16 protein-coding genes are annotated in these 16,580 nt (G+C 67.3%); 7 read left to right on the top strand and 9 right to left on the bottom strand.

The window, feature by feature from the left end:
* Positions 1 to 43: 43 nt before the first annotated feature.
* Positions 44 to 1,036 (bottom strand): Bug family tripartite tricarboxylate transporter substrate binding protein, encoded by a 993-nt coding sequence (locus CAL12_RS12410; protein WP_086064719.1) that lies wholly within the window; start codon positions 1,034 to 1,036, stop codon positions 44 to 46.
* 118 nt (positions 1,037 to 1,154) lie between these two features.
* Here CAL12_RS12410 and CAL12_RS12405 point away from each other — a divergent pair, with 118 nt between their 5' ends.
* Positions 1,155 to 2,048, top strand: a complete 894-nt coding sequence (locus CAL12_RS12405; RefSeq protein WP_086064718.1) for a LysR substrate-binding domain-containing protein — start codon at positions 1,155 to 1,157, stop codon at positions 2,046 to 2,048.
* 12 nt (positions 2,049 to 2,060) lie between these two features.
* Here the strand turns inward: CAL12_RS12405 and CAL12_RS12400 are convergent, their stop codons facing one another.
* Positions 2,061 to 2,471 carry a transcriptional repressor gene (locus CAL12_RS12400; protein ID WP_086064717.1) on the bottom strand — a complete coding sequence of 137 codons (411 nt, stop codon included), beginning with the start codon at positions 2,469 to 2,471 and terminating at the stop codon, positions 2,061 to 2,063.
* A 107-nt stretch (positions 2,472 to 2,578) separates the two neighbouring features.
* On the opposite strand from CAL12_RS12400, the gene CAL12_RS12395 reads away from it, so the two are divergent.
* Complete coding sequence (locus tag CAL12_RS12395) at positions 2,579 to 3,640, top strand: AI-2E family transporter (RefSeq protein WP_086064716.1); 1,062 nt, start codon at positions 2,579 to 2,581, stop codon at positions 3,638 to 3,640.
* Between the two features lie 68 nt (positions 3,641 to 3,708).
* On the opposite strand, the gene CAL12_RS12390 is transcribed toward CAL12_RS12395, so the two are convergent.
* Both CAL12_RS12390 and CAL12_RS12385 read right to left on the bottom strand, forming a co-directional pair.
* Complete coding sequence (locus CAL12_RS12390) at positions 3,709 to 4,569, bottom strand: MetQ/NlpA family ABC transporter substrate-binding protein (RefSeq protein ID WP_086064715.1); 861 nt, start codon at positions 4,567 to 4,569, stop codon at positions 3,709 to 3,711.
* Positions 4,570 to 4,581: 12 nt separating this feature from the next.
* Positions 4,582 to 5,244, bottom strand: coding sequence for a carbonic anhydrase (locus tag CAL12_RS12385; RefSeq protein WP_086067842.1), 663 nt, complete (start codon positions 5,242 to 5,244; stop codon positions 4,582 to 4,584).
* Positions 5,245 to 5,365: 121 nt separating this feature from the next.
* On the opposite strand from CAL12_RS12385, the gene alkB reads away from it, so the two are divergent.
* Positions 5,366 to 6,046 (top strand): DNA oxidative demethylase AlkB, encoded by a 681-nt coding sequence (gene alkB, locus CAL12_RS12380; RefSeq protein WP_086067841.1) that lies wholly within the window; start codon positions 5,366 to 5,368, stop codon positions 6,044 to 6,046.
* 11 nt (positions 6,047 to 6,057) lie between these two features.
* On the opposite strand, the gene xerD is transcribed toward alkB, so the two are convergent.
* Together xerD and CAL12_RS12370 are read right to left on the bottom strand one after the other, a co-directional pair.
* The gene (gene xerD, locus CAL12_RS12375; RefSeq protein ID WP_086067840.1) at positions 6,058 to 6,972 is read right to left on the bottom strand and encodes a site-specific tyrosine recombinase XerD; all 915 of its coding nucleotides are present in this window, start codon (positions 6,970 to 6,972) and stop codon (positions 6,058 to 6,060) included.
* Positions 6,973 to 7,025: 53 nt separating this feature from the next.
* Positions 7,026 to 8,006 (bottom strand): VTT domain-containing protein, encoded by a 981-nt coding sequence (locus CAL12_RS12370; protein ID WP_086064714.1) that lies wholly within the window; start codon positions 8,004 to 8,006, stop codon positions 7,026 to 7,028.
* Positions 8,007 to 8,180: 174 nt separating this feature from the next.
* Between CAL12_RS12370 and CAL12_RS12365 the strand changes: the two genes are divergently transcribed.
* Entirely contained in the window at positions 8,181 to 9,341 is a 1,161-nt protein-coding gene (locus CAL12_RS12365) for a metallophosphoesterase (RefSeq protein ID WP_086064713.1), read from the top strand.
* Between the two features lie 32 nt (positions 9,342 to 9,373).
* Here CAL12_RS12365 and CAL12_RS12360 read toward each other — a convergent pair whose 3' ends face one another.
* Both CAL12_RS12360 and CAL12_RS12355 read right to left on the bottom strand, forming a co-directional pair.
* A complete protein-coding gene (locus CAL12_RS12360) occupies positions 9,374 to 10,681 on the bottom strand; it encodes an ABC transporter ATP-binding protein (RefSeq protein WP_420042772.1) in 1,308 nt (435 codons plus the stop codon).
* Positions 10,682 to 10,683: 2 nt separating this feature from the next.
* Complete coding sequence (locus CAL12_RS12355; RefSeq protein ID WP_086064712.1) at positions 10,684 to 12,417, bottom strand: ABC transporter permease; 1,734 nt, start codon at positions 12,415 to 12,417, stop codon at positions 10,684 to 10,686.
* Between the two features lie 220 nt (positions 12,418 to 12,637).
* Here CAL12_RS12355 and CAL12_RS12350 point away from each other — a divergent pair, with 220 nt between their 5' ends.
* From CAL12_RS12350 to CAL12_RS12340, 3 genes are read left to right on the top strand one after another with little or no spacing between them, the layout of a single operon-like run.
* Positions 12,638 to 13,885 (top strand): MFS transporter, encoded by a 1,248-nt coding sequence (locus tag CAL12_RS12350; protein ID WP_086064711.1) that lies wholly within the window; start codon positions 12,638 to 12,640, stop codon positions 13,883 to 13,885.
* 51 nt (positions 13,886 to 13,936) lie between these two features.
* Positions 13,937 to 14,326, top strand: coding sequence for a DUF423 domain-containing protein (locus tag CAL12_RS12345; RefSeq protein ID WP_086064710.1), 390 nt, complete (start codon positions 13,937 to 13,939; stop codon positions 14,324 to 14,326).
* Positions 14,323 to 15,213 (top strand): DMT family transporter, encoded by an 891-nt coding sequence (locus tag CAL12_RS12340; protein ID WP_269768440.1) that lies wholly within the window; start codon positions 14,323 to 14,325, stop codon positions 15,211 to 15,213. Before CAL12_RS12345 ends, CAL12_RS12340 begins: the two co-directional genes overlap by 4 nt.
* A 10-nt stretch (positions 15,214 to 15,223) precedes the next feature.
* Here CAL12_RS12340 and CAL12_RS12335 read toward each other — a convergent pair whose 3' ends face one another.
* Positions 15,224 to 16,498, bottom strand: coding sequence for an MFS transporter (locus CAL12_RS12335; protein WP_086064709.1), 1,275 nt, complete (start codon positions 16,496 to 16,498; stop codon positions 15,224 to 15,226).
* Positions 16,499 to 16,580: the final 82 nt, after the last annotated feature.

Genomic DNA, 16,580 nt, shown 5'->3' with positions numbered 1-16,580 from the left:
CCCCCTTGAGGGGGAAGCGCGGAGCGCTTCGGGGGTGGGCCTTCTAGTCTGCCTTGATGTTGCCGGCCTTGATCACGCGGGCCCACTTGACCGTTTCGTCCTGCACGAACTTGCCGAAGTCGGCCGCGCTGCCCGGAGTGGTGACCGCGCCCAGTTCCGACAGCCGCGACTGCACGGCGCCGTCGGCCAAGGCCTTCTGCAGCGCGTCGTTCAACGTCGCCACCACATCGGCGGGCGTGCCCTTGGGCGCGCACAGTCCCCACCATACGGACGCGGCTGCGTTGGGCAGGCCCAGGGACGAGATCGTCGGCACGCTCGGCAGCAACGCGGACGGCTTGCTGTCCAGCACGGCCAGCGTCGTCATCTTGCCGGCCTTGATGTGCGGAATGGCCTCGACGGGATTGATGGCCATGAAGTCGATACGGCCGCCCAGCATGTCGGTGATGGCCGGCGCGCCGCCCTTGTACGGCACGTGCAGCGCGTTGAACTTGCCTTCGTCCTTCAGCAGTTCGCTGGCCAGATGGCCCGAGCTGCCGTTGCCCGCGGTCGCGTACGTCAGCTTGTCCGGATTGGCCTTGCCGTAGGCGATCATGTCCTGCAGCGTCTTGAACTGCGACGAGGCCGGGACGACCACCACCAGGGGCGCATAGCCGATGGCGCCAACAGGAATCAGGTCCTTGGCCGGGTCGAAGTTCAGGTTGGAAAACAGCGAAGCATTGCTGGCCAGCGAATTGGACGCCGTCAGCAAGGTATAGCCGTCGGCCGGCGCGCGCGCCACGATGTCCATGCCGATATTGGTGGCGCCGCCGGGGCGGTTATCGATAATGATGCTTTGCTTGAGCGTTTCGCCCATTTTCTGCGCCACCAGCCGGGTGACGATATCGACCGCGCCGCCGGGCGCGTAAGGCACGACGATCTTGATGGGCTTGGACGGGAAGTCGGCGGCGTGACTGATCCCCGGCACCGCGGCGGTGGCCATGGCGGTCGCCAGGCCGAGGCCGCGAACAAATTTCGAAAGCGCGCTGCTGGGTCGCATTCAGGTCTCCTTGGAATTGCGAAAAAATACCTTCTGTTTCAAACGTTATAATGGTTTACCCTAAACCATAGCGTCCAATACTTTTTCCCATCAACATTTATACGTTTTTCAGATAACCATGGATTTTCGCCAGCTTCGCTATTTCGTGGCGGTGGCAGAGGAACTGAGCTTCAGCGCCGCGGCGCGGCGCCTGCACGTCAGCCAGCCGCCCCTGAGCATGCAGGTGAAATCCCTGGAAGACGAACTGGGCGCCACCCTGCTGCATCGGACCAAGCGGCGCGTGGAACTGACCGAGGCCGGCACGCTTTTCCTGGAACAGGCGCGGCGGGCGTTGCAGCACCTGGAACGCGCCGGCGATGTCGTGCGGCAGGCGGTGCAGGGCGAAGCCGGCGAGATCCGCATCGCCTTTACCGCCTCCGTACCCATGTTCGAGGCCTTTCCGCGCATCGTGCAGGCATTCCGCAGCCGGCATCCTGGCGCCCGGGCCGACCTCCTTCATATGTCCACCGGCCAGCAGTTGCAGGCCCTGGCCCACCGCAGCATCGACGTCGGCTTCCTGCGCCCGTCCATCCTGTTCTGCCCGCCACCCGACATCCGCGTCCTGACGCTGTGGAGCGACCGCCTGATGGCCGCCCTGCCCGCGGGACACAGGCTGGCGCGCGGCGACGGACCGCTGCCCATGTCGGCCTTGTCGGGCGAGTCCTTCATCCTGTTCCCGCGCGGCCTGGGCTGCGGGCTGTTCGAGCACGTGGGCGTGCTGGCCAGCCGCGCCGGCTTCGCGCTGCAGATCGGTCAGGAAGCCCGCGAAGGCGCCACCATCGTCGGCCTGGTCGCGGCGGGCATGGGCGTTTCCGTGCTGCCGGAGACCTATGCCAAGACCGGGATTCCAGGGGTGGCCTATCGGCCGCTGGATACGCCAGACGCCAGCAGCCAGATCCTGCTGGCCCATCGCGCCGGTGACGAGACGCCGCTGCTGGCGCGGTTCTTCGAAGCCGCCGCCGCCAGCCGCTGACGCGCCGCCGGCCTAGGCCTGCTTGGGCGTGGCGAAAATCGTGATCGTGAACTCGGTCAGGCTGTAGCCCATATCGTCGGCGATCTGCCGCAGGCGGCGTTCGATCTCCGGATCGACGAACTCTTCCACGTCGCCGGTCGACGTGCTGACCAGATGGCCGTGGTGTCGGTCGCCATCGTTCAGCTCGAAGACCGCCTTGTTGCCGCCCAGCTGGCTGCGTTTCAGCAGGCCCGCCTGTTCGAATTGCGTCAGGACGCGATAGACCGTGGCCAGCCCCATTTCCACGCCTTCGTTCATCAGATGCCGATAGACGTCTTCGGCGCTCAGGTGCCGCTGTTCGCTGTTGCGAAAGAGATCCAGTATTTTGAGCCGGGGAAATGTGACTTTCAGCCCTATGCCCTTGAGATCGACGGAATCCGTCATGTCTGTCCTCCTTCTGGAAGAATGGCGCACGGGCCCGCCAACAATGGCATCATGCGCATGGCGCATCGTCGTACGGGCGATGCGCGCTATCGCGGGAATCCCCAACAATGAGCAATTCCAACCTGCATTACCGGACTTTCATCTTCCTGCTGATCGCTGTATCGATCGCTTTTGGCTGGATACTCTGGCCATTCTACGGCGCCGTGTTCTGGGGCACCATCCTGGCCATCATCTTCGCCCCCCTGCACCGCCGCCTGCTGGCGCGCATGGGCAAGCGCCGCAACATGGCGGCGCTGATCACCCTGCTGCTGTGCGTGCTGATCGCCATTCTGCCAGTGATCCTGATCACCGGCTCGCTGGTGCAGGAAGGCACGGCACTGTATCAACAGATCAAGTCGGGCGATTTGAATTTCGGCCTGTACTTCGAGCGCGTGATAAACGCCCTGCCGCCGTCCGTCCACGCCTTGCTGGACCGGTTCGACCTGTCGGACATCCGCAGCCTGCAGCAGAAGCTCAGCGCCGCGACCGTGCAGGGCAGCCAGTTCCTGGCCACGCAGGCCTTCAGCATCGGCCAGGACACGTTCCAGTTCGTGGTCAGTTTCGGCGTCATGCTGTATCTGCTGTTTTTCCTGTTGCGCGACGGCGCATCGCTATCGCGCGGCATCAGCCGCGCCATTCCGCTCAGCGAGGCCTACAAGCAGCATTTGACGCGCAAGTTCACCACCGTCATCCGTGCGACGATCAAGGGCAACGTGGCGGTGGCGGCGACGCAGGGCCTGCTGGGCGGACTGGCGTTCTGGGTGCTGGGCATCCAGGGCTCGCTGCTGTGGGGCGTGTTGATGGCCTTCCTGTCCCTGCTGCCGGCGGTGGGCGCGGCGCTGATCTGGGTGCCGGTGGCCGTGTACTTCCTGGTGACCGGGGCCATCTGGCAGGGGGTTGGACTGATCGCCTTCTGCGTCCTGGTGATCGGCACGGTCGACAACATCATGCGCCCCATCCTGGTGGGCAAGGACACGAAACTTCCCGATTGGGTGATCCTGATCTCGACGCTGGGCGGCATGGCCCTGTTCGGCCTGAACGGGTTCGTGATCGGGCCGCTGATCGCGGCGCTGTTCGTGGCGGTGTGGGACCTGTTCACGCTGGAGGGCGAGGCGCCCGCCGAGGACTGATCGCCGCGGCTTGATCACCCGCGGTTCGATCACCCGCGATTCGATCAACTCTTCCGGCTTCCCCTGCCCTACCAGGGGAAGTCGATCAGGTCCCCATACAGGCGCCGCAGCGTGCCCTTGACCTCCGGCGACTGCTGGTACACCTCGATGAACTTCAGCAGGCGCGCATCCTGGGCATGTTCGGGCAGTGCCACCCAGCGTATCGCGTAGCGCCGCACATTGTCGGGATCGTTGTTGTCGAAGGCCAGGCCGTCTTTTTCGTCCAGCCCGCCATGCTTGGCGAACGTCGTGTAGGTGGCCGACGCCGTCACGTCATCGAAAGCGCGGCCCGCCTGCGCGCCTTCGATCGCGACGAATTTGAGATCCAGCGGATTGCTTTCCACGTCGAGCAGCGTGGCCCGTTCGGCAGCGCCGGCCTTGAGCCTGATCAGGCCCATGGATTGCAGCAGCAGCAAGGCGCGGCCGGTATTCACCGGGTCGGCCGGCACGCCGATCGACGCGCCATGCGGCATGGGTTCGCCCCGTTTCACCTTCTTGGAAAACAGCCCCATCGTGGTCGAATAACCATAGGCCACGGAAGTCAGGTTCGCGCCGCGGCTGCGGTTGAACAGATCCAGGAAAGGTTGGTGCTGGAAGAAATTGGCCTCGATGGAGCCATCCGCCACCGCGACATTGGGCATCACCCAATCGGCGAACTCCACCAGCCTGGCGTTGACGCCGACATCGCGTGCCTGGGTAATGGCGATTTCGGTGGCTTCGTTGGCAACGCTGGCGATGACGCCTATACGCAGGGGCGCCGGCTGGGCCTGCACTCGCGCGATGGGCGCGGCCGCCAGGCCCGCGGCCACGGCCCCCAGCGCGCGCAGGACACGCCGCCGCGGCGGGCTGAAGGACAGGCTCGATAAGGCTGGCGGAAACGAGGCCGGCATCGCGTTCGGGCCTCAGGCCGCGCCGTCGTCGGCCGGACCTTCGCCGACCGGCGCGAACTCGCCCGATTGAGGATCGCGAACGAACAGCAGGCCGGTGGCCACGCCGAAATACGCGCCGTGCAGATGCAGCTCGCCGCGCTGCACGCGCTGGCTGATGTACGGGAAGGTCATCAGGTTCTTCAGGCTGTGCTCCACCACCTTGAGCTCCAGGCGGCGCAGGTCGGCCACGCGGTCGCCGGTCATGTCGACCTTGCGGGCGGTGGCGTCGATCTGCGACATCCATTTGCCGATGAAGTCGCCCTTGGCCAGCGGCTCGGCATCGTCGTAATACGAACGGATGCCGCCGCAGGATGCATGGCCCATCACGACGATATGCTTGACGTTCAAGCCGTTGACCGCGAATTCGATGGCGGAGCTGGTGCCATGGTAATGCGAATCCGGTTCGTAGGGCGGGACCAGGTTGGCCACGTTGCGCAGGACGAAGATTTCGCCGGGACCGGCGTCGAAGATCAGCTCCGGCGCCACGCGCGAATCACAGCAGCCGATGACCATGATCTCGGGACTCTGACCTTCCGCCAATTGTCGATACCGGTTGCGCTCCGCATGGAAGCGTCCCGAGAGGAAATCCTGGTATCCGTTGGTAAGCCGCTGGGGAAAGTCGAAAGTCACGTCCATGGTCGTCATGCCTGCAGGAAAATCGAAGCCTATTCTAGCGCCCCGCGTGCCCTGCCATGCGCAACCTGCGCGGCCCGGCCTGCGCGGCCCGGCCTACGCGGCCCGGCCTACAATCACAGGCATGGCTGATTTCCCTTCCCTGCCACCGGCTACCGCCGATCTGTTCGGCAGCCCCGACGAAGAAACGCCCTGGGACGAGCCCATCGCGCCGGGCGCCGTGCTGCTACGCCGCTATGCCTGCTCGCGCGCTGGCGAACTGCTGGCCGCGGTCAAGGCCGTCGCGGCGGACGCGCCCTTCCGGCACCTGATTACGCCGGGCGGACAGCGGATGTCGGTGGCGATGACCAACTGCGGCGATCAGGGGTGGATTTCGGATCGCCGCGGCTACCGGTATGGCGCGGAGGATCCGCTCAGCGGCAAGCCCTGGCCCGCCATGCCGGAAAGCCTGGTGCGCCTGGCGCGCGAGGCCGCGGCGCACGCCGGCTATGCGGATTTCGCCCCGGAAGCCTGCCTGATCAACCTGTATCGCCCCGGGGCCCGCCTGACCCTGCACCAGGATCGCGACGAACTGGACCTGGACGCGCCCATCGTGTCGATATCCCTGGGCTTGCCGGCCACCTTTCTCTTCGGCGGCCTGCAGCGCAACGACCGCCCGCGGCGTTTCCCGCTGGTACATGGCGACGTGGCGGTATGGGGCGGTCCGTCGCGCCTGGCCTTCCACGGCATCGCGCCGCTGCGCGACGGCGTGCATCCCGCGACGGGCGCCAGCCGCGTGAACCTGACCTTCCGCAAGACGCGCTGAAGCGCCGCCAATCATCCGCGCGGATGATGCTGCGCGTGCAGCGTTTTCAGGCGCTCGCGCGCAACGTGGGTATAGATCTGGGTGGTCGAGATATCCGCGTGGCCCAGCAGCATCTGGACGACGCGCAGGTCGGCGCCGTGATTGACCAGGTGCGTGGCGAAGGCGTGGCGCAGGACGTGGGGAGAAATCGGCGCGCGGATGTCGGCGTCGCGGGCATAGCGGCCGACCATCAGCCAGAAGGTCTGGCGGTGCATGGCATCGCCGCGCACTGTCACGAACAGCGCATCGCACATGCGGCCCGCGAGCAGCAGCGGCCGCGCATGCTTGACGTAACGGTCCACCCAATGTGCGGCTTCCGCGCCCAACGGCACCAGGCGGTCCTTGCCGCCCTTGCCGCCCACCACCCGCACGACGCCCTGGTTCAGGTCCACGTCCAGCGCCGCCAGGCCCATCAGTTCGGAAACCCGCAGGCCGGTGGCGTACAGGGTCTCCAGCATGGCCCTGTCGCGCAAGCCCAGTTCGGTATCCACGCGGGGCGCGCGCAACAAGGCTTCGACCTGGGCTTCCGACAGGGTCTTGGGCGTACGCAGTGGCTGGCGCGCCGAACGGACGGCCAGGCAGGGATCCTGCGCGATGCGCCGTTCGCGCAGCGCCCATTGGTAGTAGCGCCGCAGCGCCGACAGCCGGCGGTTTGCCGTCGTCGGGCGCGTATCGGTGTGGACGGAGGCGAACCAGGCTTCGATGTCGCCGGTATGGGCCGCCGAAATGCGCCGGCCTTCGTGCTCATGCAGCCAGACGTCGAACGCGGCCAGGTCGTTGCGATAGGCGTTGAGGGTGTTGCGCGACAGCCCGTCCTCCAGCCACAGGGCATCGAGGAATTCGGCCACGCTGGGGTCGATATCCTGGCGGCTCTGCAGCGACGGCATCTCGGCGGAACGCGGGCGCGCGGCCGGCTTGGCGGGCCGGGTGGCCACGGCGATCAGCCCCCGGAGGCGCGCGCCGGCGCGGAGGCCGCCGGGCCGGCCGCGTCGCCGCCCAGCGAGGCGGCTTCGGCCTGCTGCCGAGCCACCCAGGCGTTGTACCCGCCCGCCAGCGCGCTGGTATTGCGATAGCCCGCCTTCAGCAGACGATCGGCCAGCACCGCGGCGGAGATTTCCTCCGGGCAGGCGCAATAGATGACGATATGGGCGTCCAGTGGCCAAGCCTGCCCTTCCTGACCGATCGCCGCGTGGGGATCGAAGGCGATGGCACCGGGCAAGGGATTGTCGCTGGTCGCCCGCACGTCCAGCAGGACCGGCACGCAGCCCCGGGCCTGCATGTCGTCCAGTTCGTCCAGCGTAACGCGGCGCACATGGGCAAAGCGGCGGATGGTGCGCTTGCGGCGCACCCAGCGATAGCCCAGGTACAGGACCAGGACCACGGCGATCGCCAGCAAGCCGTAGCCGCCATACTCGCCCAGCACGGCGATCACCGTGCCCACCATGTCATTGAAGACGGCGCCCACGATCACGGCCGATCCCGCCCAGATGATCGATCCGACGGCATCGTAGGCGACGAACCTGCGGAACGGCAGGCCGGCGTACCCGGACATCACGGTGGAAAGCGCGCTCGCGCCCGGCAGGAATTTCGCGACGAACAGGATGCGCGGACCCGTGCGCCAGTACAGCGATTGCGTCTGGCGTATGCAGGAGTCGCGCGAGATCGACACGCGGCATACGGTATTGAGCAGCCCGCTGCCGAAACGCTTGCCGCCGGCGTACCAGGCGGCATCGGCGATCAGGCAGCCAGCCACGGCCGCCATCAGGGTCAGCTCCCAGGGCAGGTTGCCCTGCACGGCCAGCGCCCCGGCGACGATCAACAGCGGATAGGCCGGAATAGGCAACCCGGCCTGCTCAAGCAGGACGTTCAGGAAGACCAGCAGCGGGCCATACTCCAACAGCAGGAACTCGATATCTTTCAAAACCGTTCTCGGGACAAACTCGACAAACTCGGGACACCGCGCATGCCGCCCGCCAGTGTGGCGGGGGCCGCCTGGCGGCGCATGGAATTCGCGTGGAATTAATGCGGCGCGTCAGCGCCATATCGCATAATGAGGGCGCGCCGGCTATTTTTCAATTCGGCGGAGACCCCCTGCATGCGTCGCCCCCCTCTGATTACCCGTATTCTCGCCATTGGCATTCTCCTGCACGTATACATTGCGCTGCGCCTGATCCCGGAAGCCCCCGTACCCGATCCCGTCCGCTGGGTCGCCGTGCTGTACCTGCTCGCGTCCTGCGTGCTGATTCCCCTGGGCGCCCGCGCGCGCCAGATGGCGCCGGGGTGGTCGCGGCAGGCCGCCTGGACGGGCCTGATGGCGATGGGGTTTTTCTCCTCGCTGTTCGTGCTGACGCTGCTGCGCGACCTGCTGTTGCTGGCGGTCTGGGCGGTAGGCGCCTTGCGCGGCCTGCCCGCCGATATGGCGTCCTTGCGTGGCACGTCCGCCCTGGCGGTGCCGGCGCTGGCCTTGCTTATCACGCTGGTGGGATTGTTCAATGCCCGTCGCCTGGCGCGCGTCGTCACCGTGGACGTGCCGATCGCCGGGCTGCCCCCGGCCCTGTCGGGCTTCACCATCGCCCAGATCAGCGACGTGCACGTGGGCCCCACCATCCGCCGCCCCTACGTCGAGGCCATCGTCGCGGCCGTCAATGCCCTGGGCGCCGACGTGGTCGCCGTGACCGGGGACGTAGTGGACGGACCGGTGGACCAGTTGTCGCCCCACACGGCGCCCTTGTCCGGCCTGAGCGGCCGCTACGGCGCCTACCTGGTGACCGGCAACCATGAGTACTACTCGGGCGCGCGCGAATGGGTGGCGGAGTTCGAGCGCCTGGGCCTGAAGGTGCTGTCCAATCGCCACGTGGTGATCACGCACAACGGCGCGCGCCTGATCCTGGCGGGCGTGACCGACTACACCGCCGGCCAGTTCGATCCGGGCCAGCGCAGCGATCCGCGCGGCGCCCTGCTGGGCGCGCCGGCCGATGCGACGGTGCGCATCCTGCTCGCCCACCAACCGCGCACGGCGGAGGCGGCCGAGCCGGCGGGATACACCCTGCAGATTTCCGGCCATACCCACGGCGGCCAATTCCTGCCCTGGAATTTCTTCGTCCGCTTGCAGCAGCCTTTTACCGCCGGGCTGAAGAAAATGGGCCGGCTGTGGGTCTATACCAGCCGCGGCACCGGCTACTGGGGGCCGCCCAAGCGGGTGGGCGCGCCGTCGGAGATCACGCGGATCCGGCTGGTGCCGGCGCGCGGCGGCTGACCGCCCATCGCGACGTCGCCGGCCAGCGGCCGCTATTCGGCGGGGGTGGTCGGCAGGTGCAGCCGGCCGGTGTGGTAATCGTAGCCATAGACTTCGCCGTAACGGCCCCACTCGACGGCCACCTTCAGCACCCGCTCGGCCTCGTCGGCCTTCAGGAATTCTTCCAGCATGTCCAGGAACTGCTTGTCCGGCAATTCGCCGGTGGGCTCCTGCTGCAGCGAATGGCAGATATTCGCGGCCAGCGGAATATGCGCCAGCAGCTGGCGACCGAAGATCTCCTGGCGTTCCTGCTGTTCCGCACCGGCGTAGCGGCGCCCCACCGGCGTCAGGGCGATATCGCCCTGTTCCACCACCGCCAGCCCGAGCAGGCCCAATGCTTCGTAGGCCGGGAACAATTCCTCGTCGGGCAGGCCGGCTTCCTCTGCCAGCCGCGGCAGGTCGGCCCGGCCGTTCAGCGGAGGTTCGGCCAGCAGTTCCAGCACGGCCTCCATGGTGCCGACGTTCGCGTCCGGCAGGCGGTAGGCCTGGTGCACCGGCGCGGGCGGCGCGCCCGTGGACGTCGCCGGCAGCGGCTTGGCCGTCATCAGCGAATACACCTGGTCGACCAGGTAGCGCACTTCCGGCGAATCGGCGTTGCGCGGGCGCGGCAGCGTGACGTGGATTTCGTCGCGCACGCGCCCTGGGTCGCTGGCGAAAATCAGGATGCGGTCGGCCATCATCACCGCTTCCTCGATGTTGTGCGACACCACCAGGATGCCGCGCGTACCCATGCGGCGCTCTTCCCATAGTTCCAGCATATCGTCGCGCAGGGATTCGCCGGTCAGCACGTCCAGGGCGGAGAAGGCCTCGTCCATCAGCAGCACGTCGGGGTTGGTAGCCAGCGCCCGCGCGATCCCCACACGCTGCCGCATGCCGCCCGACAACTCGCGCGGCAAGGCGCCGCCGAAACCCGCCAGGCCGATCAATTCCAGCGCCGCCTCGGCACGCTGTTCGCGCTCGGCCGGCGCCACGCCCTGCGCCTCCAGCCCCAGCGCGACGTTCTGCCGCACGGTCAGCCAGGGGAACAGCGCGAAGGACTGGAACACCATCGCGATGCCCGCGGCGGGTCCGTACAGCGGCTGCCCGCGATAGCGGATGCTGCCGTGGTCAGCCGGGATCAGGCCCGCCATGATGCGCAGCAGCGTCGATTTGCCGGAACCCGACTTGCCCAGCAAGGCGACGATCTCGCCTTCCCGCAAGTGGAAATCCACGCCTTCCAGCACCGAACGCGCCGCGCCATCCGCGGTGCGGAACATCTTGCTGACGCCGGCCAGGTCCAGCAGATTGTTGTCGGTCACCATCGCTATCTGCTCCACTTTTCGGCGAGTAAATACAGCCGGCGCCACAGGAACCGGTTCAAGCCCATGACGAACACGCACATCACGCCTATGCCCAGCGCGATGCGCGGAAAATCGCCGCGCGAGGTCATGTCGGCGATATAGCCGCCCAGCCCGTGGGCCGTCAGCGTGGTCTTGCCCCAGGTGACCACCTCGGCCACGATGCTGGCGTTCCATGAGCCGCCGCTGGCCGTGATGGCGCCGGTGACGAAACTCGGAAAGACCGCGGGCAGATAGAAGCGGCGCCATTTCAGCCAGCCCTTCAGCCCCAGGTTGTCCGCCGCATAGCGCAATTCGCTGGGTATGGTGGTGGCGCCCGCGACCACATTGAACAAGATATACCACTGGGTGCCGAAGATGATGAGCGGACTCAGCCAGATCTCCGGATTCAGCTGGAAGGCCACGATCACGATGACGGCCAGCGGGAACAGCAGGTTGGAAGGAAACGCGGCCAGCAGTTGCGCCAGCGCCTGCACGCGCTGCGACCACGCGGGGCGCAGGCCTATCATGATGCCTAGCGGCACCCAGATCAGCGACGCCAGGCAGATCAGAACCAGCACCCGCAGCAACGTGATCAGGCCCAGGCCGAACACGCGCACCACTTCGGTCCACCCGACTTCCGCATGGACGAAAACCACCAGCCGCCATACGGCGATCAGCACCAGCGCGGTCAGCACCGCGTCGACGGCACGCTCGACATAGGCGCTGCGCGTGCGGGTGCGCGAACGCACCGAGGTCCCGTCATAGCCGCGGCGGAACCAGCCCAGCATGCCCTGCGCGCGGTGGGCCAACGCTTCGCTGCAGGCCCGCGTCAGGCGGCCCCGCCGCAGCAGATCGAGCACCCACGACTGCTGCGCGGTATTGCTCTGCGTATCCTCGAAGCGGAACTTGTCGGCCCAGGCCAGCAGCGGACGGAAGAACAGTTGGTCGTATAGCAGGATGCCGATCGCCATGGCGATGATGGCGTAGACGATGGCATGCACGTTCTGCGCATCGATGGCGACCGCGATATAGGAGCCGATGCCGGGCAGCTTGATGTCCTGGTTGGATACGGTGATGGCCTCGGACGCCACCACGAAGAACCAGCCACCCGACATCGACAGCATCATGTTCCACAGCAGCGCGGGCGTGGCGTACGGCAGCTCCAGCCGCCAGAATCGCTGCCAGCCGCTGAGCCGGAACACGCGCGCGGCTTCGTTCAGTTCCGAGGGCACCGTACGTATCGACTGGTACAGGCTCAGCGCCATGTTCCAGGCCTGCGACGTGAAAATGGCGAAGATGGCGGCGCATTCGACGCCCAGCAGGCTGCCGGGAAACAGCGCGATGAAACCCGTGACCGTGATGGACAGGAAACCCAGGATGGGAATCGACTGCAGGATGTCCACCATGGGCACCAGGATTTTTTCCGCGGTGCGCGATTTGGACGCCACCGCGGCGAACACGAAGCTGAACAGCAGCGACGCGCCCAGCGCCATGAACATGCGCAGCGTGGTCCGCAACAGGTAGTACGGCAGATAGGCGGGGTCCAGCGATATGGGCAGGGGCGTGCCCACCGCATACGGCTTGGCCATCTGCGATGCGCCGAACGCCAGCGCCGCCAGTACGCCCAGGATCAGGGGCAACAAGGCCCAGTCCCATCGGTTGGGACCGCGGCCGTCGGCGGAACGCACCGCCGGTTTGGAGACAGAAATCGGGTACATGCCCCGCTCCCGCAAGCAGAGACGACAAAGAAAGCGCTTGCGGGGTTCGCGCCGCCGCAAAAGCGTGCGCAAGGTAGCACGAGCATGCGGGAGCGTCCACCGCCAAAACTTGACGATTTTCTGAATGCCCGTGCGATGCGCGTGGGCGCGGCGCCGCGTTCCCGATCCGTTTTTCGATTACGATCGGCGGCTTCTTCGTCGACGAGCCCCGCCGCCCTCTATGGCCACGCCAGACCATACCGACCCGGCCATCGCCGCGGGCCTGCTCGCGCGACCGGCCTTCGCCCGGTTCCTGGTGGCGCGCTTCGCGGCGTCGCTGGCCTTCCAGATCGTTTCCGTGGCGGTCGGCTGGCAGATCTACGCGCTGACCGGCAGCGCGCTGGACCTGGGCCTGATCGGGCTGGCGCAGTTCGGTCCCATGCTGGCCTTGACCCTGGTCGTGGGGCACGTCGCCGACCGCTACGACCGCCGCAGGATCGTCGCCATCTGCATGGCGGTGGAGGCGCTCGCGGCCATCGTGCTGGCCGCCGTTTCCCTCAACGGCGCGGCCAACCATGTCATCGTGTACGCCGCCATCATCGCCATCAGCTCGGCGCGCGCCTTCGAGTCGCCCACCCTGCCGGCGTTGCTTCCCGCAGTCGTCCCGCGCATCCTGATTCCACGCGCCACGGCGCTGTCCACATCGTCCAACCAGGTCGCGCAGATTGCCGGGCCCGCGCTCGGCGGCGTGGGCTACGGCCTGGGGGCCGGCTGGGTGTACGCGGCCGCCGCGGCCTGCTATGCCGTCGGGCTGATCGCCATGCTGGGCATGAAGACCGAAGGACCGCCGGCGCGCAAGGAGCCGACCACCTGGCAGACGCTGTTTGCCGGCTTCACCTTCATCGCCAGCCGCCGCATCCTGTTCGGCACCCTGTCGCTGGACCTGTTCGCGGTGCTGCTGGGCGGCGCCACCGCGCTGCTGCCGGTATTCGCCAAGGACATCCTGCAGGCCGGACCGTGGGCGCTGGGCGCCTTGCGCGCCGCGCCCGCCATCGGCGCCGCCTGCACGGCCCTGATCCTCAGCCGCAGGAACCTGGACGGCAATATCGGACTGACCCTGTTCGGCGCCCTGTTCCTGTTCGGCCTGGCCACCATCGTGTTCGGCTACTCGCGGTCCATCCCGGTATCCGTGGCGGCCCTGATTCTGCTGGGCGCCGCCGACTCGATCAGCGTGGTAGTGCGCACGTCGCTGGTCCAGCTGAATACGCCCAACGAGATGCTGGGTCGGGTGAGCGCCATCAACATGCTGTTCATCGGCACCTCCAACCAGCTGGGCGAGTTCCGCGCCGGCGTGATGGCCGAAGTCACCGGTGCGGTGGCGGCCGTCGTGGTGGGCGGCTTCGGCACCATCGCGGTGGCCGGCCTGTGGATGTGGTGGTATCCCGAGCTGCGCAAGCTGCGCTCGCTGGACAACGTGCCGCACGCCTGACGGGCCGGATGTAGAATCGGGGACGGACGATTGCCCCTATCCTGGAATGCCATGCCTGACCGCATATTCGTTTTTCTCGGCGCCCTGAACATGTTCCTGGCCGTGGGCGCGGGCGCGTTCGGCGCGCACGGCCTGCGGCGCATCCTGTCGGCCGACATGCTGCAGGTCTGGCAGACGGCCGTCACTTACCACATGGCCCACGCCCTGGGCCTGCTGGCGATCGCCGCCCTGGCGCCCCGTTTTGCTCACGCGCCCGGGATGTGGAACGCCGCGGGTTGGTTGATGTTCGCCGGGATCGTGGTTTTCAGCGGCAGTCTGTACCTGCTGGCGGGCACCGGCATCCGCTGGCTGGGCGCGATCACGCCGCTGGGCGGCACGGCCTTCCTGGCCGCCTGGGCGCTGGTGGCGTGGCAGGCGCTGCGCGCTACCTCGGGCAGTTGAGCTCCACGCCCTCCACCGGGACGCCGCCGTCCGCCGGGATCCTCTGCATCCTGGTGGGCATGCTGAGCCTGACCATCAGCGACGCCATCGCCAAATGGCTGGGCGGCATGTATTCGCCGCCCCAGATCCTGTTCCTGCGCGCCGCCATCGCCCTGCCCTTCGTCGCCGCCGTGGTGCTGGCCCTGGGCGGCAGGCAGGCGCTGCGCACCCGCCATCCCGGCATCCATCTGCTGCGCGGCGGGATCAATGTGGTGTCGGCCTGCGCGTTCTACGGCAGCTTGCGCTACCTGCCATTCGCGGAAGCGACAGCCATCTCGTACGCGGCGCCGCTGTGCGTGACCGTGCTGTCCGTGATCGTGCTGAAGGAGCGCGTGGACGCCATGCGTTGGGGCGTGATCGTGCTGGGCTTCGCCGGCGTACTGTTGATCGTGAGGCCGGGCGCGTCGAGCTTCCAGGCCGCAGCGCTGCTGCCGCTGGTCACGGCGGTGCTGTACGCCGCAATGATGATCACGGCACGGGCCATCGGGCCGGACGAAAGCTTCCTGACCATGGCCTTTTACATCGTGGTGGCCCAGCTGGTGTGCAGCGCGGCCGTCCTCCCCTGGTTCTGGCGCACGCCGGGTCCCACCCACTGGCCTTTCTTCGTCGGCGTCGCGCTGTTCAGCACCGCCGGCCTGTCCCTGATCACGCAGGCTTTCCGCATCGCGCCCGCGTCGGTGGTCGCGCCCTTCGATTACACCGGCCTGATATGGGCCACGCTGCTGGGCTGGATCTTCTGGGGTGAAACGCCGGACCTCATGACGTCCGTGGGCGCGGTGATCATCGTAGCCGCGGGCCTGGGCATCATCCTGCGGGAATCGATGCGGGCGGCCGGGAAGCGGCGTTAGCCGCCGCGGGCTACCTGGCCTTCGTCGCGGATGCCGGCCCCTGCGCCGGCTGCCTGCCGATTACCGCATACAGACGCCACGACAGCGCCAGGCCCAGCACCAGGAACGTGCCGATCAGGCCCGCCACGCCCTTCCACCCCGCCAATTCCCAGCAGGTTCCGCCGACCGAGCCCAGCACGCTGGAACCCAGGTAATAGGCCAGCAGATAAAGCGACGCCGCCTGCGCCTTGTAGCCGCGCGCCAGTTGACCCACCCAGCCGCTGGCCACCGCGTGCGCGGCGAAGAACCCGAACGTCGCCAGGATCACGCCCGCCACCACGACCGCCAGCGCGGAGGACAGCGTCAGCAGTATGCCCAGCAGCATCGTCCCCACGCCCAGGCAAAGCATGGCCCCGCGCCCATGGCGGTCGGCCAGCCGGCCGAACAGCGCCGATGCGAATATCCCCACCACGTAGACCGCGAAGATCGCGCTAACGGCCGCCTGGCTCAGCGAAAAAGGCGGCGCCAGCAGGCGAAAGCCCGCGTAGTTGTAGATCGTGACGAAGCCACCCATCAGCAGGAAGGCCAAGGCGAACAGCGACAGCAGGTTGACGTCGACCAGATGGGTCATGATGCCCGCGCGCGCCGCCTCCCAGCCGCCACCCCGCTGCGGTGTGAAATGGCGCGACGCCGGCAGGCTCATCACGAACAGCACCGCCGAGCCTATGCCCAGCGCGCCCACCGCCATCATGGCGATGCGCCAGTCGAAATAGTCGGCCAGCAGGCCCGTCATCACCCGCCCGGCCATGCCGCCGAAGGCACTGCCGCCGATATACAGTCCCATGGCGAACCCCAGGTCCGTAGGCGCGACCTCTTCCGCCAGGTAGGCCATGGCGACGGCCGGCACGCCGCCCAATACCAGCCCCTGCAGGGCCCGCACGGCCAGCAGCGCATGCCAGGTGGGCGTCAAGGCCACCCCCAGGGTCAGGATACCCGAGGCGAACAGCGACACGGCCATGACGCCCTTGCGCGGCAGGCGGCTGGACCAGAACCCGACGATGAAGATCGCCAGCGCCAGCAGCCCCGTGGTGAGCGACAGCGACAGGCTGCTCTGTGTGGGGGTGATGCCGAAATGGTCGGCGAACAGCGGCAAGAGCGGCTGCACGCAGTACATCAGCGAGAAGGTGGAAAAACCGGCGGCGAACAGCGCCCAGTTGGTGTTGCGGTAACCCGGCGTGCCACGCGTATGGCGCGGCGGCGCATCCACGCCATGCGGCGGGTCGCGCTTGATCGATGGCGAAGTCATGGAGGGAGCAGCTGACGTAGCGTGGCGACCGGCCCGAAGACATCTCCGGACAAAAAAGACGGCGCGGCGCAGGCATTACAGT

The organism is Bordetella genomosp. 8, assembly GCF_002119685.1.
In the GTDB taxonomy this organism is placed as follows: Bacteria; Pseudomonadota; Gammaproteobacteria; order Burkholderiales; family Burkholderiaceae_B; genus Bordetella_C.
The sequence above is the reverse complement of the archived record's forward strand: the minus strand, read 5'-3'. Positions and strand labels throughout refer to the sequence as shown.